This window comes from Paenibacillus sp. FW126-R14 (assembly GCF_058789495.1).
In genome coordinates, this window is sequence record NZ_JBYTBS010000089.1 from 1 (window position 1) to 17546 (window position 17546).

Sequence of the window (17546 nt, forward strand, 5' to 3'; positions counted from 1 at the left end):
TATTTATATTTTGTATTACCTATACTTTATGTGAGGTGCAAACGGATGGATATCGGCTCCACAATACGGGCGATTCGGAAACGAAAGAATATTACCATCGCTCAAATTTGCGAAGAAACCGGCTTGTCTCAAGGGTTTATGAGTCAGGTCGAAACCAATAAAACCTCCCCCTCTATCTCGACACTGGAAAACATAGCTCAGGCGTTGAAGGTTCCCTTGGCTTATTTACTGTTAAAGAAAGAGGATCGGATGCATATTGTCCGGAAAAATGAACGAAGAATCACGACAAGTGGTGCCGATAAATTAAAAGTTGAGCACATGAGCTCCAGCAAAAATGTAAAAATGATGCTCGTAGAGATCCCTCCTGGTGCTTCAACGGGTGTCGTTCCTCATGCGCATGAAGGCGAGGAAGTCCACGTCGTCGTGCAAGGGAGGATTTATGCGGAGCAGGGAGATGACGCGGCCGAATTCGAAGAAGGCGATTCTTTCAGTTGGCATGCATGCACGCCCCATTTGGTGAGAAACATAGGGGAAGACACGGCGATCGTGCTTATTTCCATTTACACTGAGAATGACAGCGGCTTGGATCTTCTTTAGGTCCATCGCCAGCAGCACAGCAAGATGGACCTAGCCTACGGCCAGGTCCCCGATTAGGTTGGTCTCATTACTCTACGGACACAGCGGCCGCTATCTTCGTGAAAGGTGTCGTGTCTCTCTGCTGGCGGACACCAGCGTCCTTATTTGCCGACTTCGGGGGTGAAATCATACCCAAGTGAGCAAATAACAGCGCTGGTGTCCATTACATTTTCGAAGAGGCTCATTTCCATCGAATAAGGGCCTCTCTGTCCGTTTGCGAAAACAAAGCCTAGCGGCCTATAGTTCCCATGTAAACAAAAAGCCGGTACCTCGCGGTATCGGCTTCATTTTTTATGGCTAGTGAACAACGCACAACTCCGTTATCCACTCACACGATTCACAATTTTCAGAACCGCATCTCTCGTCAATTTGTTGCCACCGACAGCGATGAGGTTAACAGTAGCATGAGCTAGCGCTAACGGGATTTTGCAAAACTTCAAAGCTGGACCTTCCTTCAGGTCAGCGATATAAGAGTCGGCGATTTGTAAATTGCGACGTGTGTACTGCTGCATCTCCTTGAATCCCCAGCCATCAGGGAAGAAATCAACGCCGCGCTCAAGATCCTCCGTCCGATTGCGGAGAATATTTACGGCCTGCAGCCCTCTTCCGAAGGCAACTGCTTTCGTTAGATCGGATTGCGTCCCGTCATGCCACAACCATAGCTCGGATAGCATTTCTCCGACCATACCGGCCACGCTGTACGTATAACGGTCCAAATCCTCTTCCGTATGGATGTTCCACCCGTTCTGTACCCACTCGGCCATTTGCAGCGACATCTTTGCGATGTAATGATAGACGATTGGAGCCCCTGAAGGCGGACAAAGAAGCGCCCACTCGTCCAATTGCATGGTAACTGCCGGCAGGACTGACCCATAAGGCGATAATAATTTCTGTGTTTCTTCGACAATGTTCGGGGATTGGAAGGCCTCATGTACCCCAAGCAATAAGTCCACTTTCAACTGGTCTGTAAGTCCGTCGTGATCCTCGATTTCATCGATAGCCCGCATACACAAGTAGGCAGATGATACAGCTTCCTTCAAACCTAAATCCAAACCACTTATCGGTATATAAAAAGTGCGGCTCGTTTTCTTCAACATGGTCATTGCATCATTCAGGACGACGTTATTAATGATAGTTCCCTCCAAGTAGTAGCTTAGCTCTTAACTGATTCATAGCTTGTTAACATGATAACATACGTTGATATTGTCAAGCCAAATATTATTCGCAAAAAAAGACCGTCAGCAGCAGGCTGAGGGTCGCCGTTTCTATCATTTATTAAATTTGAATAAGAGATTCGATTTCTTTTAAAATGACATCAGAGAGCGGCTCATGCTTTAGCCTTTCAAGAATTTCTTTATTTGCTCCGGTTTCCTTCAAAAACGAGAGCAACAGATCCGCTTTATCCTTCCGGTCCATTAAAGCATACGCTGCATACCATACCTCAGGGCTGCCTACCTGAATACCGTTCCACTGGGAAACTGGGATACTAGGCATTCTGCAATGACCTTTATCGGAATAAATGGAGAAGCAGCCTAACACTTCCACTTGTGGATTCACGTTGCCAATGAGTAGTTTATACTGGCTTCCAAATGGAAAGTCCCCGCTTGTTATTTCTTCTACTTCATAGCTCTGTAAAGCCTCCAGCACCTTATCTTTAGGCGCCTCCGTCATGACATCCCAGTCACGAACAGAATTTGTTAAACCCAAACTTAGCAATAAACCACTTCCACCTAAAGAATAGGAAATGCCCATTTGCTCAAACTTTTCACAAACAGCAGCTAAACTCTCAATATCTGGCTTCATTGGATGGTCTCCTTGCTGATCAAATCAGAATATAACTATTATAGTAGCATAGATGACCACCCCAATCATCCAAGAAAAAGAACAAGCTTAGGATAAAAAGTCTTTGACCCTGTTCTTAAAAATTTCCCTCCCTTGAGAGTACCCGTGATACAAGCGGCCGTTAACTGTCGCGGAATTGCCAAAAAAGAACCGCTCATAGACTGTCTGCCTGCCCCCGAATGCGCTCACACTCAGTTCCCACGCGAGTCTCGACAGCTGCACATTTTCCTTAGCATTGAGGCCTATGCCTTTAAGATAACGATTCAACTGACCGTTGATTTCGGTGTCAAAATCTTTCTCGTCCGGGATCATGATCAAGCCGCTTGCGCCAAGCAATTGGATGATTTCAATCATCCGGGGGTATATTTGCGGGAAATAAGCATTGGCGGCAAGGAATGGTTTCCGGTTGGGCAGCATACTGCCCCATCGGTCGTGAGAAGCTCCCTTCTCAGCTGCAAACTGCAGCGCCTTGAGCGTCTCCAACGCGACAATGACCTCCGTCATCTTCTCGATGACATATCCATGGCCACCCAACCCTGCCGACTCGACCATCATTTCGATGGTTCCCAGCAGAAATTCCGTTTTGGCAATATTTTTACACATAATTTGTGCGCTGGCATGCGTATGAAAATGACTTTCGTCGAACATCCGGATCACCATGCTCTCATCCCCGCAGACAAATACCCGATCCCACGGAACAAGCGCGTCATCGAAAATGACCAGCGTATCCATCTCCTCGTACCGAGAGCTAAGAGGGTAATTATAAACAGAATCGCCGCCTACGAAACTTTCCCTGCAAACGAACCGGACTCCGGGAAGATTGCTCGGCACTGCGAATGCAAATGCGTAAGGATTCTCCCCTTCGTATTCCGAGCAATACGGCGTAGGCAGTACGAGGATTTCGTCCGATGTGGCCCCCTGCGTATCTAACAGAAACGCGCCACGGACGACGATACCGTCCTTATTTTTATCCATAATACGGGCTGCCGCCGGTTCCTCGAAAAATTTTAAAAAGGCTGGCGGAACTCTACCTGCTTTCGGTTGAATAAACACATGCGACAGCGTGATGTCATTCTCACGGCAATATTCGTAATAATGCCTCAAATTTGAAGCATATTGGGGGGTTTCCTCCTCCAACAGACCCGCTGCGGCAGAGAACGCCATCAGGGCAGTGTTCATGTAATCGGGGGCACGGCCCAGAAAGCCGTTATGGGTATATGCCCAAGCCTGCATCATCGTTCTTCTTGAGGCCAGATCATGCTTTGTCTTCGGCTGCAGAAAGGATAGTCCAACCGGTTCACCTGTCAGAGGTGAGGAATAGTTCATTTTTGCTTTCCATCTGTCTTCCTGCTGCATATCATACATCGATGCTTGAGTCGCCATAAGCCCCTTGAAGGCCTTATGCTCCGATATAGCCCCTTTCACCCGCTCGCCTGCTATCCAGACTTCAGGCAAATGCTTATTAATCCGATCAATGTATTGGCTTCCATTTTTAACCGGCATTTTCCAATCGCCTCCTCGATTCTACGTTACTCTATTCGGGTCAAGGCGGATTTGCATGAACGGATACCTAAACAGGCCTTTTAAACGAAAAAATTTTAATCCGAAGAGGGTGTCAGCATTTGTAATTTCGTTCTTTATAGGCTACATTGAGGACAGTGTTTTTCTTGCGTACATATTACACGATTGGATTACGGAGGACCTATGAGCATCAGATTCGCACAACCGCAGGATGCCCCGGCCGTCATACAACTGTTATTTGATGCCATTCAGGATATCGGCTATCAATTGACGGGGGCTGCCACCCAAGAAGAAGTCTTAGATACGCTTCATCAATTTTACGGGCAAGAAGGCAATCGCTTCAGCTACAGGAACGTTTTAGTGAAAGAAGAAGCCGGGCAAGTCGCCGGGATGATCTTGTGTTATCACGGCTCCGAAGCCGCTGCCATAGATAAGCCTATACGAGACAGGCTGCGCAGATTGAGCAATGACCCCGATCTGACGCTGGACAAAGAAGCTGACGAGGACGAGTATTATATCGACGCACTGGCTGTATCTCTCACTTCGGGCGGTCGCGGCTTCGGCACAGAGCTTATTCGGGCAGCCGAACAGCATGCGCTTCAGCGCGGCTACAGTAAAATTGCCTTAAACGTAGAGCAATATAACGAACGTGCCTGTTCTTTATATAAGAAGTTAGGGTATACCGCAGATAAAGAGACCATCATCAACAACAAAACGTACTATCACATGATCAAACCGATTTTATAAAAAGTAAAAAGCGCCTCTTACATGCTAGTGGGTTTCTAACCCTTGAACTAACATGCAGGAGGCGCTCTTTTTGCACATGCAGCTAAAAAATCAATGTTTATCCGTTGAAATAAGCTCTGGAACCGTTACTAGGGAATATCCTTTTTGTTTCAAATAAGCGATGATTTGCGGCAAAGCCTCTACCGTGTTGTTTAAATTCCCCTTCTTCCCTCCTGCAGAATGCTGCAAGACGATAGCGCCAGGACGAACCTCTTTACGGACATTGCTTACAATATCGACAACGCTTTTTCCATCCCAGTCCAACGTATCGACGGACCAACCGATCAATTGGTGTCCCGTACTCGAAGCGATTTCAAGGACCGGTGAAGAAACCGCGCCATAGGGCGCCCGAAATAACGTTGGTTCTTTGCCCGTAATTCGTTTTATTTCGTCGTCCGTGGACGTAATTTCACTCCGAATTTTGTCCGCATCTGCCTGGGCCAGATTGGGATGATCCCAAGAATGGTTGCCGACAGCGTGCCCCTCATCTACGATTCGTTTCACCATCTGCGGATGCTGCTTCGCATGCTCCCCAATGAGGAAGAAAGTCGCTTTCACCTGTTCCTTTTTTAAAATATCCAAAATGCGAGACGTATATTTATCATCGGGGCCGTCATCAAAAGTTAAAGCGACTTGGCGTAGACCGTCCTTCTTCACATTATAGATAACTGCTGCTGCCGCTGCTGCGCTCACATGCTCGTCGGCCGTATTACCTGTATTCATCGTCACTGGTTGAGAAGGACTAGGACTTGAGCTAATTGGCGGCGGTGCGGGTGTGTTTGATGAAATTAAATCGGTCTTCGCTAGTTCGGACTTGCCGCATCCCATGGTGCCTGCTAAAGCAAGCAGGATAGCAGCCTTGATGACTGGGTTCATACTCATGCAACTTCTTTCTCTCACGTTGATATGTATCTATTAGGAATTCTACTCATTATAGCATTTGGATTCCTCCATCGATACTGGAGATTTATGACCGATGTATGGCGGAAACAAGGCTGCTGAACATGTCCCTGCGGCAGCCTTGTTTTTTGTTTTTTTCTTACGCTGCCCACTTCTTTAAAACGAAAAGTTTTTCATTAGCGGCATAATAAATTTAATGACACCCATCCCTACCTTCATAAAGCTGCCTATGTTGCTGAAAAAGCCTCCGCCCCCAGCCGGTTTTGCGGCTGAACCAGCACCTGAACCTGAACCTAATCCAAGACCACCGCCGAGCAATCCGCCAGTAGTACCTCCTCCAAGCAGTCCTCCAAGTCCTCCGCCTCCAAGCAGACCGAGCAAACCACCTAAACCCGAAATTTGGGCTTTAGATTTATTTCTTTTCTTTGATGGCTTGCTATTTCCTTTGAACCCTTGAAGAATGACTTGATTGGCTTGCACTTCTTTCAGAACGCCATAATAGTAAGAACCGTCCTTAAGTACTATGCATACCGGTGTTCCTAAATTAGCTTTTGCTTGAGCGGCGATCGTGGGGCGTCCGTGTTTTCTTTTGGCTCGATGCAAAGGTTTCATCCTGCTCACACATCCTTATCATAGTTATCCTATTCTTGTCATCATATGTTGACAAGACAAGATCCGACTATGCTCCCCAGCATTTATTTTTAAGACGACGGAACCTCTTGCAGCGTTAAAAAAAGCGGCCGACAATTGCTGTCAGCCGCCTAATATCCTATTTATTTCTTTTCTATCACTGCAAAGTAATTGTCTTCATCGTCAGCAAAGTTAAATACTCTGCCCGAAGGGATCGTGACAATCTCTCCGACTTTGACATTTTTACCGGACAAGTCGCTGTACAAGGCATCGAGATTATCCGTGTAAAACATTAAAGAAGGTGTACCAAGATTTAATCCTGGCGACATTTTGGCAACGAAGTCTTTATTGTGCAGAACGATACTTGTTTCCGCGCCTTGGGTCGATGCAATTTCTATCCATCTCATGCCTTGACCGTTGTTTTCTTCAGAAATGACGCTAAATCCAACTTTTTGCGTCCAAAACTGAACAGCCTCATCCTGATTGTTGACATACAGCATAATTTGACCGATTTTATTAATCATTGATATGCCACTCCTTCATCGTATTTACTATATTATTGGATCGACTTCAGATGCTCGGCCAATCTGTTCCAGGTTTCTGTAATGCCTTGCATCATGCCCATATCCATTACCTGTTGCAATCCTTCCGGCGTCGCATATTCCCCGCGGTTAATTACCTTGGTCCCGTTTTCAGTCTCGACAAAGGTCAGCGTTACGATCGTTTCCGGCATATTTTCCGCTTCGTTGCCTTCCGCATCGGAGAAATAATCGACATAGACAATCTTCTCCGGCACGACGATTTCCCGGTAAACAGCCTTGCCCCAGGCTTCCATGCCATAGAAATGGCCTTGGTTTTTGTCCTCGCATTTCATGCAGTAATGCCAAACCCCGCCTACGCGGAAATCAACATGGCATACCGGAAGCGTCCAGCCGCTCGGTCCCCACCAATGCTTCAGATGCTCTGCCTGCGTGAAAGCCTGAAACACTAGCTCGCGAGGGGCCTGAAATTCACGCTCCAGGATAAGTACATTGCCTTCTACACTGGATATCATTTGATTTGTCATTATAGCTTCCTCCTCGATTTCATCCCTTTGGTCAAATCCTCTTGCCTATCACTTGTGAGTGTCCTTGCCCTGCAGTTTCTGCAGATAGTCATCCAGCCTGTCGAACCTCTTCTCCCAGATCGCGCGGTAGTTCGCCAGCCATTCGTCCAGCTCTTGAAAAGGATCCGGCCGCAGCCTGTAGATCCGGCGATTCGCGTCCACCTCGGCCTCCACGATGCCGGCTTCACTTAGAACACGCAAATGCTTGGATGCTTGTGGTTGGCGCAGCTGCAGCCGTTCGGCAATCTCCCCTACCGTGAGGGGACTTTCGCGCAAAAGCTCAACAATCTGCATGCGGTTAGGCTCTGCCAAGGCACTCATGACGTTAATATTCATGGTCATCATCCGTTCGCTTGCTGTAATGGTACGGTCCTTCGTTTCGTCTTTGTAGTTTGTATGTTGCAGCTCTTTGCTAAACCTAATATACCACAAAAGGAATATTGCTGTAAAGGAATATTCAAATCAACTTGAAATACCGATAAATTTTCTCCAGCTTCTGCCGCTGTTTTCCCCGTGGGCTCTCCATGCTGCCAAATTCAAAAAACTTTACGTTCTTAATCCCTACATAGTTAAACAGCGCTTTTCTCATTAATATTTTGTGAGCGTTATTCAGCCAAAACAACGGATAAAGGACCGGCCCCTTCATACTTGAAATACATACCACCGACTTCCCCTTTAACAGTCCCTCCGGCAATATTCCACCCTTCTCCTTATATGCAAATCCCGATGCAAACATCTGGTCTATATATCCCATGAGCATCGCCGGAGGACGCCCCCACCAGATCGGGTAAACGAAAACAATTTTGTCGGCCCACAGAAGCTGCTCCCTGTATTTAGCAAGATCAGGATCAGCATGCATATCCCTCCTGCGTTTATGTACGTTAAACACCAGAATCGGATTGAATTGTTCTTCGTATAGATCCAATACTTTCACTTCTTCTATTTCAGCATTTTCTTTGCTGCCGCGAACGACCTCTTGCAAAAACGCATAACTTAGGCTCTGATGATTCGGATGCGTGTAAACGATCAGCAACTTCATTTATACTTCCCCTTTACTTATCATTTGATAAGCAAAGTGTAGCATACCCTATTTTTTATTGTCAAATGATAATTGTTATTTGATAATTATTTTGTTATTGTTTTATGTAGAGGTGATCCGGTGGACAAGGATAGACTATTTCAAAAATTTGTGGTTTTCACGACTGCAGTACATCAAATAACGAACGATATGACAAAAGACGTAAGAATCGAAGCGCTCACCCCCGTTCAGTATAAAATTCTTGAATACATTGCTGTCAGCCAACCTGTTACGCTGAGTGAAATCAGTGATTGTATGCATATGTCCATGCCAAACACAAGCCGTGAATTGAGAAAATTGACTGAAAAGCAATTGTGCGAAAAGGTCACCGATGCCGAAGACCGCCGCAAGCAGTCAATTCGGCTGTCCAAAGAAGGCGAAGCGGTGATGAGCGAGGCTTTCCAGCGGATCGAAGCCCAGTTCGTCCAGCGGCTTGGAGATGTTTCCAATGACGAACTGAAAGAGATTGAGCGTGCCCTTGATATACTCCAGAGCAAAGTATTTTATTGAAGCGGGCAAGCTGTCTCAACGCAAATAAACCAGCCGCTGCGGCTGGTTTATCTGCGTTTCACGATTGGAGATAACCTGGCATGTTAAGAACCATTCATAGCCGTAAACAGGAAGCAAATCGCTGTGAGTAAAGATAAGGGTGTCATAACGAGCTTTTCCATTTTGCTTTTGGATATAGCATTCATTAGGGTATTTGCGATTAAATAAAAAGCAAAAAAGTAACATACTTGTTTTGCGACAGTTTGTAAAGCATCGATCGAGATTACCTGCCCTGCTTGCAGGATAAACAAGATTGCCACCAACTGAATGATGACTGAAATTGCACAGGCAAGTCTCATTTGTTTGGGCATCACTTTATATTTGCCGCCCATTGCAAAATCTCCGTAAGGCAAACCCATCGCTAACAAGATATACAAAACAGCAACGGCGAGAAAAGCAGTGCTTCCGATTAATGCCGTTATCATTTCTCCACCCCATTCCTAATCATTACTAAGCAGGCATCGTGTCAGCCTTAATTACTGTAAGGAAACAAATCAACAATTCGCATGCATTGACCGCTCTCATTCGTAAACACCACATGTTCCCGTCTAAATTCCCGCGGGCTCTCCAAACCACAGGCTGCAGCCAGCGAGAATAAGCCTTCCCTCATTTGAAGAATGTAGTTCATGACCCGCCATTGCTTTTCCTCTGGCGCGAGAGCCGCCTGATACTTGGAATCCGTCGTTGTAATGCCGGTCGGACATTTCCCTGTATGACACTGCATAGCCATGATGCAGCCGTTAGCCATCATAAAACCGCGGGCAGAGTTGACGCAGTCGGCGCCGAGTGCAAGGGCGATTGCAACTTTATCAGGCGTAATGAGTTTGCCGGAAGCGAAAATTTTGAACCGGTCGCGCACGCCGAATTTTCTAGCTGCATCGTCAAGGATGAGCAGCGCGGAATAGAGCGGCAATCCCATGCCATCCGCCATCGCTTTAAAGGTCGCTCCGGAACCGCCCTCGGAACCGTCTACGGTAATGAAATCCGGATACATATCCAACTCTGTCATAGCACGGAATAACGGTTCCAGACGCTTCGGATCGCCGACGACGATTTTGATGCCGACGGGCTTGCCGCCCTCTTCCTGCAGGGTGCTGATGAATCGGAGCGCTTCTTCCGGATTGGTTAGAAATTCAAACCGGTTCGGCGAATTGACCGTTTTCCCGACGGGCACTAACCGGGCAGCTGCGACTTTCTCGGTTACCTTTGTGCCTTCGAGGTGTCCGCCGCGTATTTTTGCGCCTTGATGAAACTTTAATTCAAACGCTTTAATATGCGGGATCTTGGCTTTGCGCTTGTAAACCTCAATGGAGAACTCGCCGCTATCATCCCGGAAGCCAAACAGGCCGGGCCCGATCTGTGAAATGATATCTGCCCCCGTGGCAAGATGCACATCCGCAACCCCGCCCTCGCCTGTGTTAATCCAGGAGCCGCCAGCCATCCTTGCTCCGCTCCCGGTGGACTGAATATAATTCTCGCCGACGGCTCCGAAAGATGTGGCTGAAGCGCCGAACATCCCTTTGAGCCGCCATGGGCTTTTGCGGTTTTCGCCGACCACAATGACATCGGTATCGTCCAGCAGCCAAGGTTTTACTTGTTCTTCTACGACATTTTCCTTCCGAGTAAAAAGTCCCTCGTCGGTAATGACATATTTTCTGCCGGGCGCAGTCTCATGGTTATCCACTTTAAGCTCACTTGTTAGTTTCGGAAACATGGCATTGGATAAATAGAAGCCGGGCTTCTCATAATCGCGTCTGCCGCCAAATGAGATGAGGTCCGTCCGATATTTCGCCGCATACACTAGACCGACAAAATCGGCTCGCGAGAATGGCTTGCCTTCCGTGTCATTGTCAAACCAGTATTGGCGGAACTCGGGCCCGAGCTTCTCCAGCAAGTAGCGCAGCCAGCCAAGGAACGGATGAGAGCGGATGATGGAATGTTTCGGTTTTTTGGATAAAGCATACATGTAACCAAAAAAGATCAGTGGCGGCAACATAACGATGGCCAACAATACGATCAACAGGACAAGATGTACCATTTGAAACCTCCGAATCCCTTAAGTGAATTGTCTATAGTATTCCATCTTATTCCATTTTTAAGCAAACTTGCTGCATAACAAAATAGACCCGCAGCAGCGGGCTGAAAGGTCTACGTTTTTTTCAACTAGATATCGTCAGATGGATTGATAATGGCCATTACTTGATGATCTTCCCACACACCATTGATCTTCACGTTGCGCCTTGAGATCCCTTCCTTGTGGAAGCCGGCATTCTCCAGCACGCGGATCGATCCGGGATTCCGGGGCGAGGCTTCTCCAACAATCCGATGAAACTTCAGCTCTTCGAAGGCATAGCGTACCACCTGTTTCACAGCCTCCGTCATGTAACCCTTGCCGTTATAAGCCTGGTCCAGGTTATATCCGATCATGCAGCTCTGAAGCGATCCACGTGCTACAAAGGACAGCCCTATGCTGCCAATAATTCGGTCGTTCTCCTTATGACATATGACGAAAGCGTATCTCCGATCCTCCGCCCTGTCGGTCCTGCTTTTGATGATCGATTGAAGCTGGTGTTCTTTCGTGTAGGACTCCTCCGGGCTGTTTGGCGAAAACTGCTCAAAGAATTCCCGATTGCGTTTGATCATGGCTGTCAATTCTTCTGCGTCCGTCTCCTCAGGGAACCGGACATACACTCGCTGCTCGGACATCTGCACCATCCTCATCTACTAAGATATGGCAACATTATAGCATAGGTAAGAAAGTTTAGAAATTGAATTGATGAGTGACATTTGGCCAAAATGGGAGTAACGTACAGGTTAGAGGTTGACCACGGAAAGAGGAGTGTGCAGCATGAGTTTTATGAAAAAGTATGTCGGCAAGCACTGGAAGCTATTTCTGATTGCAGTCTTTTTCGTCACGCTGGAAGCGTTTGCGGATTTGCTGCAGCCGACGATTATGTCCCACATTTTGGACGTCGGCGTTGCGGAGAAACGGCTTGATTACGTGCTCCGCATGGGCGGCTTGATGCTGATCATTACGGCGTTCGGGGCTGTCGCAGCATCGCTTCGCAATATTGTGGCGAGCCATGTTTCGCAGAAATTCGGCACCGAGCTTAGAGCGGATTTATTTGAAAAAATCCAGTCGCTATCGTTTACGAATATCGAGCGATTCGAACGCGCGTCGTTAATTACGCGTTTAACGAACGATGTGACGCAGGTGCAAAATTTCGTTAATGGTCTTATGCGCATTTTTATTAAGGCGCCCCTCCTCTGTATCGGAAGTTTGATCATGGCTGTGCGGCTTAATCCGCAATTGGCTGTCGTTCTGCTCATCGTTGTTCCGATCGTCGGCGTGCTCGTGACGCTGAACTTGAAAGTGGGATTTGCCCGATTCGTCGGCGTACAGAAAGCGCTGGACGGCGTCAATCGGGTCATGCGGGAATATTTGTCCGGCGTGCGCGTCGTCAAAGCGTTCAATCGCTTCGACCACGAGACGGATAAGTTCCAGCAGGCAAATCTGGATTACCAGAACAAATCGATTCAGGTGACGAGGCTGCTGGCTATCTTTAATCCCTCTATCCTGTTGACCGTTAATTTCGGAATCACAGCCGTACTTTGGCTGGGCGCATGGCGGGTTAATCACAACCAGATGCAAGTCGGGCATATCGTCGCGTTCGTCAACTACATGACGCAAATCTTGTTTGCGCTGATGACGATATCCATGGTGTTCAATATGTTCGTTCGAGCGAAAGCTTCCGCCAATCGGATCGGTGAAGTTTTCAGCCAAGTGAATGAAATGACATGGAAGGACACGGCAGCACTGCCTGCTCATCGACCGGGAGGCCGAATTGACTTCGAGAACGTTTCGTTTGCTTATGAAGGGGCAGCAGGTGAACCCAATCTGAAAAATATCAACTTAACGTGTCTTCCCGGTGAAACGATAGGCATAATCGGCTCCACCGGCTCAGGGAAGAGCACCCTTGTGAGTCTCGTCCCCCGTTTCTACGATCCGAGCACCGGTTCGCTCAGCGTGGATGGTGTGGACATTCGTCAAGTTGACCCTGCCAAGCTTCGCGACCGCATTGCCATCGTGCCGCAGAAAACGATTCTGTTCAGCGGCACGATTGAAGAGAATTTGCGTTGGGGACAGGAGCAAGCAGCAAACCATGAGATTATCCATGCCGCCAAAATGGCACAAGCGCATGACTTCATTGCCGCATTCCCCGAAGGCTATGACACCAGGCTTGGACAGCGGGGCGTGAATTTGTCCGGCGGTCAGAAGCAGCGGCTGTCGATCGCCAGAGCGCTCGTTCGGAAACCGGACATTCTCATTCTCGATGATTGCACAAGCGCACTGGACACTGCGACGGAGGCGAAAATTAAAGAATCACTCAAGGAATACGCATCTGGTGTCACCTGTTTGATCATTGCGCAGCGCATTACCTCCGTAATGGATGCGGACAAAATCGTCGTCATGGACGATGGCGAAATTGTCGGCATCGGCACCCATGAGACGTTAATGAAGAGCTGCCGCGTCTATGTGGAAATATGCCAATCCCAATTCGGAAAGGAGCTGTCTCACCATGACAAAGACGAATGATGGATCGCGGCAGCAAGCCCCTGACGTCCCGATGATTACGGGACCGCTGGCCCGGGGTGGTCGCGTTCAGGCCGTGAAGCCCAAAAATTTCAAAGGCACCCTGCGGCGTCTCTGGTTCTATTTGGGTACAGAACGCAAATGGCTGACCATCGTTTTTATGTTCATTGCAGCGGACTCCGCGTTGACGCTGGCAGGCCCTTATCTCATCGGTGTAGCCATTGATGCGATGGCGGCAGGTCAAGTGAATTACAGCGTCCTCGACGTAGCAATGATAGTACTGATTTCCACGTACATTGCCGACGGCGGGCTTACTTTCCTCCAAAGCTGGGTTATGGCCGGACTTGCGCAGCGCGTTGTAAAGAGACTTCGGCAAACGATGTTCGCGAAGCTGCAAAAGCTGCCGCTTGCTTTTTTTGACGGACGCTCGCATGGCGATATTATGAGCCGGCTGTCGAACGATATTGACAACGTGAGCAATTCGATCTCGCAATCTACGGCGCAGCTCATGACAGGCTCGATTGCGATCGTTGGTTCCTTAGTGATGATGCTGGTACTAAGCCCCATCCTGACACTGGCGAGCCTTATCACCGTTCCGCTCGTGTTCTTGCTGGCAAAAACAGTTACCAAGCGCACCAGTGTGCTCTTCAAAGACCAACAGGCTCAGCTCGGTAAGCTGAATGGTCATATCGAGGAAACGATTTCCGGCCTTCTCGTTGTCAAAGCCTTCAATCGCGAGAAAAAAGCGATTGATGAATTCAATAGCGTGAACGGACGATTGTATGAGGTTGGCTTGAAAGCGCAAATCTGGTCCGGTTTTCTGATGCCTCTCCTCAGCGTTATCAATAATATCGGCTTCTCGGCCGTTGCGATTGTCGGCGGCGTTCTCGCCGTCAAAGGCCACATCACCGTCGGAGTCATTGCCAGCTTCTTAAGCTATTCGCGTCAATTTGTGAGGCCCCTTAACGATATCGCGAATACTTACAATGTGCTGCAGTCTGGTGTTGCAGGGGCAGAACGCGCCTTTGAGGTGTTGGATGAAGCGGAAGAAACGGAGGATGCGCCTGGAGCAGTCGAGCTGGAAAAGCCCATCGGCCATGTCTCCTTCCATGACGTAACCTTCGGTTACCGGCCGGATATGCCGATCCTGAAGCAGGTCAGCTTTGAGGCTCCGGCCGGCAGCTCTCTCGCGCTCGTCGGACCGACAGGCGCAGGCAAAACGACGATCGTCAATCTCGTGACCCGGTTCTATGATGCGACAAGCGGTACGATATTGATTGACGGCCGGGATATCAAATCCTATACGCGCGACAGCTTGCGCCGCAGCTTCGGCATCGTGCTGCAGGATACGTATCTCTTCTCCGGCACGATTAAGGAGAACATCAAATACGGCAAACCGGATGCGACCGACGCTGAAGTGGTTGCCGCGGCAAAGCTCGCAAATGCAGACGCTTTTATAAGCCGGCTGCCCAAGGGCTACGATACGCCGCTCTCCGAGAACGGCGGGAATTTAAGTCAAGGGCAGCGCCAGCTGCTTGCGATTGCGCGCGTCATATTGGCAGATCCCTCCATCCTGATTCTGGATGAGGCGACGAGCAGCATTGATACGCGGACGGAACTGCATATTCAGGAAGCTCTGCTCGCCATGATGAAGGGGCGCACAAGCTTCATTATTGCACACCGGCTGAATACGATCCGGGATGCGGATACGATTATGGTCATCGACCGCGGCGAGATCGCCGAGCAAGGCAATCACAGCTCGTTGATGAGCCAAGACGGCACATATTCCCGGATGTTTGCCAATCAGTTTAAAAATCTCGAATCCAAATAAGAGAAAAGTTCCTTCTAATTTGTTAGAGGGAACTTTTCCTATTATCTCCCTTCGTCCTTTATTCTGCTTCACCCTCAATCGACGTAGACGCGTATTCTTTGGATGGCATTATAGCCATATCCTTTTTCATTCCAATCCGCGATTTCTGGCTGCACATTCCCTGCAGCATCCGTGGCTCGGACACTGATGTCGTATGTTCCGGAAGTGGTTGCATTCCATTTTAAACACCAGCGTCTCCAAGAATAGGATTCATGAGAGTCCAACCAAGATGCAGGCTGCCATGTCATGCCGTTATCGAAGCTAATTTCAACAAAAAGAACGGGAAAATCACCTGAGATAGCCGTTCCTTGCAGCAGGTGCTCCCCTTTTGCCAGCACTTGCTGATCGGAAGGCTGTGCAATCGATGAGTTAAGACGAATCTTCTTGACTGGCTTCGCCGTGTTTACATAAACATAATCAACCGCTTGGAAAGGGCCTTGAAAGGGCTGGTCAATGATTCTGATGCGTTGCAGCCATTTAACAGAGGCCATACCGTACCATCCCGGAACAATGAGCCGTGCAGGATAACCGTGGCGGAAAGGCAAAGGCTTCCCATTCATGAAAAGAGCAATCAACAAATCAGGGTGTAATGCCTCTTTGATCGGTAAACTTCTTATATACGTAAATATCCCCGGCATATCCGTTCTAGCCCCTTTGTCCATCCCTTCAAAAGTTACTTCCACCGCATTCGGTAGAATGCCTGCTGCCTTAAGAATGTCCGCGAGACGTACTCCCGTCCAAACGGCATGACTGCTTGCCCCCAATTCCCACTGCTCGCCGCGTGTTTTCGGAACAAAAAATGCCCTCTTTTCGCCAGCGCATTCCAGCGTTACAGGAATAGAAACCTGATGCATTTGCAACAAATCACGGTAACGCAAATAAAGGGGTCTATTCACCAATCCATCGATCTGCAACCCCCATGTTCTCATGTCAATGATCGGATATGGAAAGTGATTGCGGATATAAAACAGATGCTCCGGCGTGATTCGGCTGGATAACGACAGCATCGGGAACTCCTGCATTTCAGGCATAATCTTTCGTGTAGTCAAATGAGGCGTATACAACAAAGCCTATCATCCTTTCGCAAGAAAACTTCTTACTAAACGTATGCTTATTCCAGCTCGATTCTGCCCTTGTGTATGTTTTTCTAAGAAAAGAAAAAGATAACAAAGCATCACTCGTGGGAGGTTAGTCGATATGTTGGAAACAAGTCTTCGGACGATAGCTGCTTTCTTGCTTATTATGATTATTACGCGGATTCTCGGAAAGCACACGATAGCGCGAATGACGTACAATGATTTTGTTGCTTCGATCACGCTTGGATCCATCATCGGCAATTTTGCATTTAATATTCATTTGAAAACTTGGCCTATGGTTGCTTCCTCCGTCATCTTCGGTGGCATTGCTTATCTGATCTCTGTCATTTCCTTGAAAAACCGCAAAATCAGGAAGTGGTTTGCCGGAAAACCAACGGTCGTGATCGAAAACGGCAAAATTATGGAAGAAAACTTAAGGAAAATTCAGTTTACGTTGGACACTTTAAATCAGGAATTGCGTGAAAAAGACATTTTTGATATCGAAGAAGTCCAGTATGCAATCTTAGAGCTTAACGGCAAACTATCCATACTCAAAAAACCGGAATATCGCCCCTTGATACAGAAGGATTTGCAATTGACTAACACATCGAAGAATCAGTTTCCAGTCGAGCTCATCATGGACGGAAAAATCATGTCAAATAATTTACAACAAATCGGTTTATCGAAAGAATGGCTCTCGAAGCAGCTTCGACAGCGCGGAGTTACGGCAGAGGAAGTGTGTTATGCGATCAGGGGAACGCAAGGCAAACTGTTTTTTGACCTGTACCAGGATCAAATCCGGCATCCCATTGATCAGGAGTAGACGGGAAATGTGCTCAACCGTATATGAAACAGCTTCCTCTTTGCTAGATATTTTTTAAGAATCACCAAAATTGTCATTGTAAAAAAATGGCTTTTCTGCTAAAATCGCAGAAACACAATTTCTTCTAAAAAAATAC

Annotated in this window: 19 protein-coding genes; 6 read left to right on the plus strand and 13 right to left on the minus strand. The window is 47.9% G+C overall.

Going from position 1 to position 17546, the window contains the following annotated elements:
* Window positions 1–45 precede the first annotated feature (45 nt).
* Entirely contained in the window at window positions 46–597 is a 552-nt protein-coding gene (locus AC3WRW_RS31145) for a helix-turn-helix domain-containing protein (protein WP_492550115.1), read from the plus strand.
* 359 nt (window positions 598–956) lie between these two features.
* On the opposite strand, the gene AC3WRW_RS31150 is transcribed toward AC3WRW_RS31145, so the two are convergent.
* The 3 genes from AC3WRW_RS31150 to hpaB all read right to left on the minus strand — a co-directional run bounded on the left by AC3WRW_RS31150 (window position 957) and on the right by hpaB (window position 3981).
* A complete protein-coding gene (locus tag AC3WRW_RS31150; RefSeq protein ID WP_492550099.1) occupies window positions 957–1739 on the minus strand; it encodes a squalene/phytoene synthase family protein in 783 nt (260 codons plus the stop codon).
* Window positions 1740–1911: 172 nt separating this feature from the next.
* Window positions 1912–2439, minus strand: a complete 528-nt coding sequence (locus AC3WRW_RS31155) for a hypothetical protein (protein WP_492550100.1) — start codon at window positions 2437–2439, stop codon at window positions 1912–1914.
* 87 nt (window positions 2440–2526) lie between these two features.
* Window positions 2527–3981, minus strand: a complete 1455-nt coding sequence (hpaB, locus tag AC3WRW_RS31160; protein WP_492550101.1) for a 4-hydroxyphenylacetate 3-monooxygenase, oxygenase component — start codon at window positions 3979–3981, stop codon at window positions 2527–2529.
* A gap of 201 nt (window positions 3982–4182) precedes the next feature.
* Between hpaB and AC3WRW_RS31165 the strand changes: the two genes are divergently transcribed.
* Window positions 4183–4746 (plus strand): GNAT family N-acetyltransferase, encoded by a 564-nt coding sequence (locus tag AC3WRW_RS31165; protein WP_492550102.1) that lies wholly within the window; start codon window positions 4183–4185, stop codon window positions 4744–4746.
* 90 nt (window positions 4747–4836) lie between these two features.
* Here the strand turns inward: AC3WRW_RS31165 and AC3WRW_RS31170 are convergent, their stop codons facing one another.
* The 6 genes from AC3WRW_RS31170 to AC3WRW_RS31195 form a co-directional block, all read right to left on the minus strand.
* Window positions 4837–5667, minus strand: a complete 831-nt coding sequence (locus AC3WRW_RS31170; RefSeq protein WP_492550103.1) for a polysaccharide deacetylase family protein — start codon at window positions 5665–5667, stop codon at window positions 4837–4839.
* A gap of 174 nt (window positions 5668–5841) precedes the next feature.
* Window positions 5842–6297 (minus strand): hypothetical protein, encoded by a 456-nt coding sequence (locus AC3WRW_RS31175; protein ID WP_492550104.1) that lies wholly within the window; start codon window positions 6295–6297, stop codon window positions 5842–5844.
* A gap of 161 nt (window positions 6298–6458) precedes the next feature.
* Entirely contained in the window at window positions 6459–6839 is a 381-nt protein-coding gene (locus AC3WRW_RS31180) for a VOC family protein (RefSeq protein WP_492550105.1), read from the minus strand.
* 32 nt (window positions 6840–6871) lie between these two features.
* Window positions 6872–7381 carry an SRPBCC domain-containing protein gene (locus tag AC3WRW_RS31185; RefSeq protein WP_492550106.1) on the minus strand — a complete coding sequence of 170 codons (510 nt, stop codon included), beginning with the start codon at window positions 7379–7381 and terminating at the stop codon, window positions 6872–6874.
* A 48-nt stretch (window positions 7382–7429) separates the two neighbouring features.
* A complete protein-coding gene (locus AC3WRW_RS31190; protein ID WP_492550116.1) occupies window positions 7430–7762 on the minus strand; it encodes an ArsR/SmtB family transcription factor in 333 nt (110 codons plus the stop codon).
* Window positions 7763–7877: 115 nt separating this feature from the next.
* On the minus strand, window positions 7878–8459 hold the full coding sequence (locus tag AC3WRW_RS31195; protein WP_492550107.1) for an NAD(P)H-dependent oxidoreductase: 582 nt from the start codon (window positions 8457–8459) through the stop codon (window positions 7878–7880).
* Window positions 8460–8579: 120 nt separating this feature from the next.
* On the opposite strand from AC3WRW_RS31195, the gene AC3WRW_RS31200 reads away from it, so the two are divergent.
* The gene (locus AC3WRW_RS31200) at window positions 8580–9008 is read left to right on the plus strand and encodes a MarR family winged helix-turn-helix transcriptional regulator (RefSeq protein ID WP_492550108.1); all 429 of its coding nucleotides are present in this window, start codon (window positions 8580–8582) and stop codon (window positions 9006–9008) included.
* Between the two features lie 83 nt (window positions 9009–9091).
* On the opposite strand, the gene AC3WRW_RS31205 is transcribed toward AC3WRW_RS31200, so the two are convergent.
* The 3 genes from AC3WRW_RS31205 to AC3WRW_RS31215 all read right to left on the minus strand — a co-directional run bounded on the left by AC3WRW_RS31205 (window position 9092) and on the right by AC3WRW_RS31215 (window position 11753).
* The gene (locus tag AC3WRW_RS31205; RefSeq protein WP_492550109.1) at window positions 9092–9472 is read right to left on the minus strand and encodes a hypothetical protein; all 381 of its coding nucleotides are present in this window, start codon (window positions 9470–9472) and stop codon (window positions 9092–9094) included.
* Window positions 9473–9519: 47 nt separating this feature from the next.
* Window positions 9520–11085, minus strand: a complete 1566-nt coding sequence (locus AC3WRW_RS31210; RefSeq protein WP_492550110.1) for a glutamate synthase-related protein — start codon at window positions 11083–11085, stop codon at window positions 9520–9522.
* Window positions 11086–11210: 125 nt separating this feature from the next.
* Window positions 11211–11753 carry a GNAT family N-acetyltransferase gene (locus AC3WRW_RS31215; protein WP_492550111.1) on the minus strand — a complete coding sequence of 181 codons (543 nt, stop codon included), beginning with the start codon at window positions 11751–11753 and terminating at the stop codon, window positions 11211–11213.
* 142 nt (window positions 11754–11895) lie between these two features.
* On the opposite strand from AC3WRW_RS31215, the gene AC3WRW_RS31220 reads away from it, so the two are divergent.
* Both AC3WRW_RS31220 and AC3WRW_RS31225 read left to right on the plus strand, forming a co-directional pair.
* Complete coding sequence (locus AC3WRW_RS31220; protein ID WP_492550112.1) at window positions 11896–13644, plus strand: ABC transporter ATP-binding protein; 1749 nt, start codon at window positions 11896–11898, stop codon at window positions 13642–13644.
* A gap of 31 nt (window positions 13645–13675) precedes the next feature.
* A complete protein-coding gene (locus AC3WRW_RS31225) occupies window positions 13676–15472 on the plus strand; it encodes an ABC transporter ATP-binding protein (RefSeq protein WP_492550117.1) in 1797 nt (598 codons plus the stop codon).
* A gap of 74 nt (window positions 15473–15546) precedes the next feature.
* On the opposite strand, the gene AC3WRW_RS31230 is transcribed toward AC3WRW_RS31225, so the two are convergent.
* Entirely contained in the window at window positions 15547–16560 is a 1014-nt protein-coding gene (locus AC3WRW_RS31230; protein ID WP_492550113.1) for a sulfite oxidase, read from the minus strand.
* 148 nt (window positions 16561–16708) lie between these two features.
* Between AC3WRW_RS31230 and AC3WRW_RS31235 the strand changes: the two genes are divergently transcribed.
* The gene (locus tag AC3WRW_RS31235; protein ID WP_492550114.1) at window positions 16709–17410 is read left to right on the plus strand and encodes a DUF421 domain-containing protein; all 702 of its coding nucleotides are present in this window, start codon (window positions 16709–16711) and stop codon (window positions 17408–17410) included.
* The last annotated feature ends 136 nt before the right edge of the window (window positions 17411–17546 follow it).

Bases quoted from the DNA above. Each gene is read 5' to 3' on its own strand.
- AC3WRW_RS31215 (WP_492550111.1), bottom strand. From the start codon at position 11,753: ATGTCCGAGCAGCGAGTGTATGTCCGGTTCCCTGAGGAGACGGACGCA.
- AC3WRW_RS31205 (WP_492550109.1), bottom strand. From the start codon at position 9,472: ATGATAACGGCATTAATCGGAAGCACTGCTTTTCTCGCCGTTGCTGTT.
- AC3WRW_RS31150 (WP_492550099.1), bottom strand. From the start codon at position 1,739: ATGACCATGTTGAAGAAAACGAGCCGCACTTTTTATATACCGATAAGT.
- AC3WRW_RS31180 (WP_492550105.1), bottom strand. From the start codon at position 6,839: ATGATTAATAAAATCGGTCAAATTATGCTGTATGTCAACAATCAGGAT.
- AC3WRW_RS31195 (WP_492550107.1), bottom strand. From the start codon at position 8,459: ATGAAGTTGCTGATCGTTTACACGCATCCGAATCATCAGAGCCTAAGT.
- AC3WRW_RS31185 (WP_492550106.1), bottom strand. From the start codon at position 7,381: ATGACAAATCAAATGATATCCAGTGTAGAAGGCAATGTACTTATCCTG.
- AC3WRW_RS31190 (WP_492550116.1), bottom strand. From the start codon at position 7,762: ATGACCATGAATATTAACGTCATGAGTGCCTTGGCAGAGCCTAACCGC.
- AC3WRW_RS31145 (WP_492550115.1), top strand. From the start codon at position 46: ATGGATATCGGCTCCACAATACGGGCGATTCGGAAACGAAAGAATATT.
- AC3WRW_RS31175 (WP_492550104.1), bottom strand. From the start codon at position 6,297: ATGAAACCTTTGCATCGAGCCAAAAGAAAACACGGACGCCCCACGATC.
- AC3WRW_RS31235 (WP_492550114.1), top strand. From the start codon at position 16,709: ATGTTGGAAACAAGTCTTCGGACGATAGCTGCTTTCTTGCTTATTATG.
- AC3WRW_RS31170 (WP_492550103.1), bottom strand. From the start codon at position 5,667: ATGAGTATGAACCCAGTCATCAAGGCTGCTATCCTGCTTGCTTTAGCA.
- AC3WRW_RS31155 (WP_492550100.1), bottom strand. From the start codon at position 2,439: ATGAAGCCAGATATTGAGAGTTTAGCTGCTGTTTGTGAAAAGTTTGAG.
- AC3WRW_RS31225 (WP_492550117.1), top strand. From the start codon at position 13,676: ATGATTACGGGACCGCTGGCCCGGGGTGGTCGCGTTCAGGCCGTGAAG.
- hpaB (WP_492550101.1), bottom strand. From the start codon at position 3,981: ATGCCGGTTAAAAATGGAAGCCAATACATTGATCGGATTAATAAGCAT.
- AC3WRW_RS31210 (WP_492550110.1), bottom strand. From the start codon at position 11,085: ATGGTACATCTTGTCCTGTTGATCGTATTGTTGGCCATCGTTATGTTG.
- AC3WRW_RS31220 (WP_492550112.1), top strand. From the start codon at position 11,896: ATGAGTTTTATGAAAAAGTATGTCGGCAAGCACTGGAAGCTATTTCTG.
- AC3WRW_RS31165 (WP_492550102.1), top strand. From the start codon at position 4,183: ATGAGCATCAGATTCGCACAACCGCAGGATGCCCCGGCCGTCATACAA.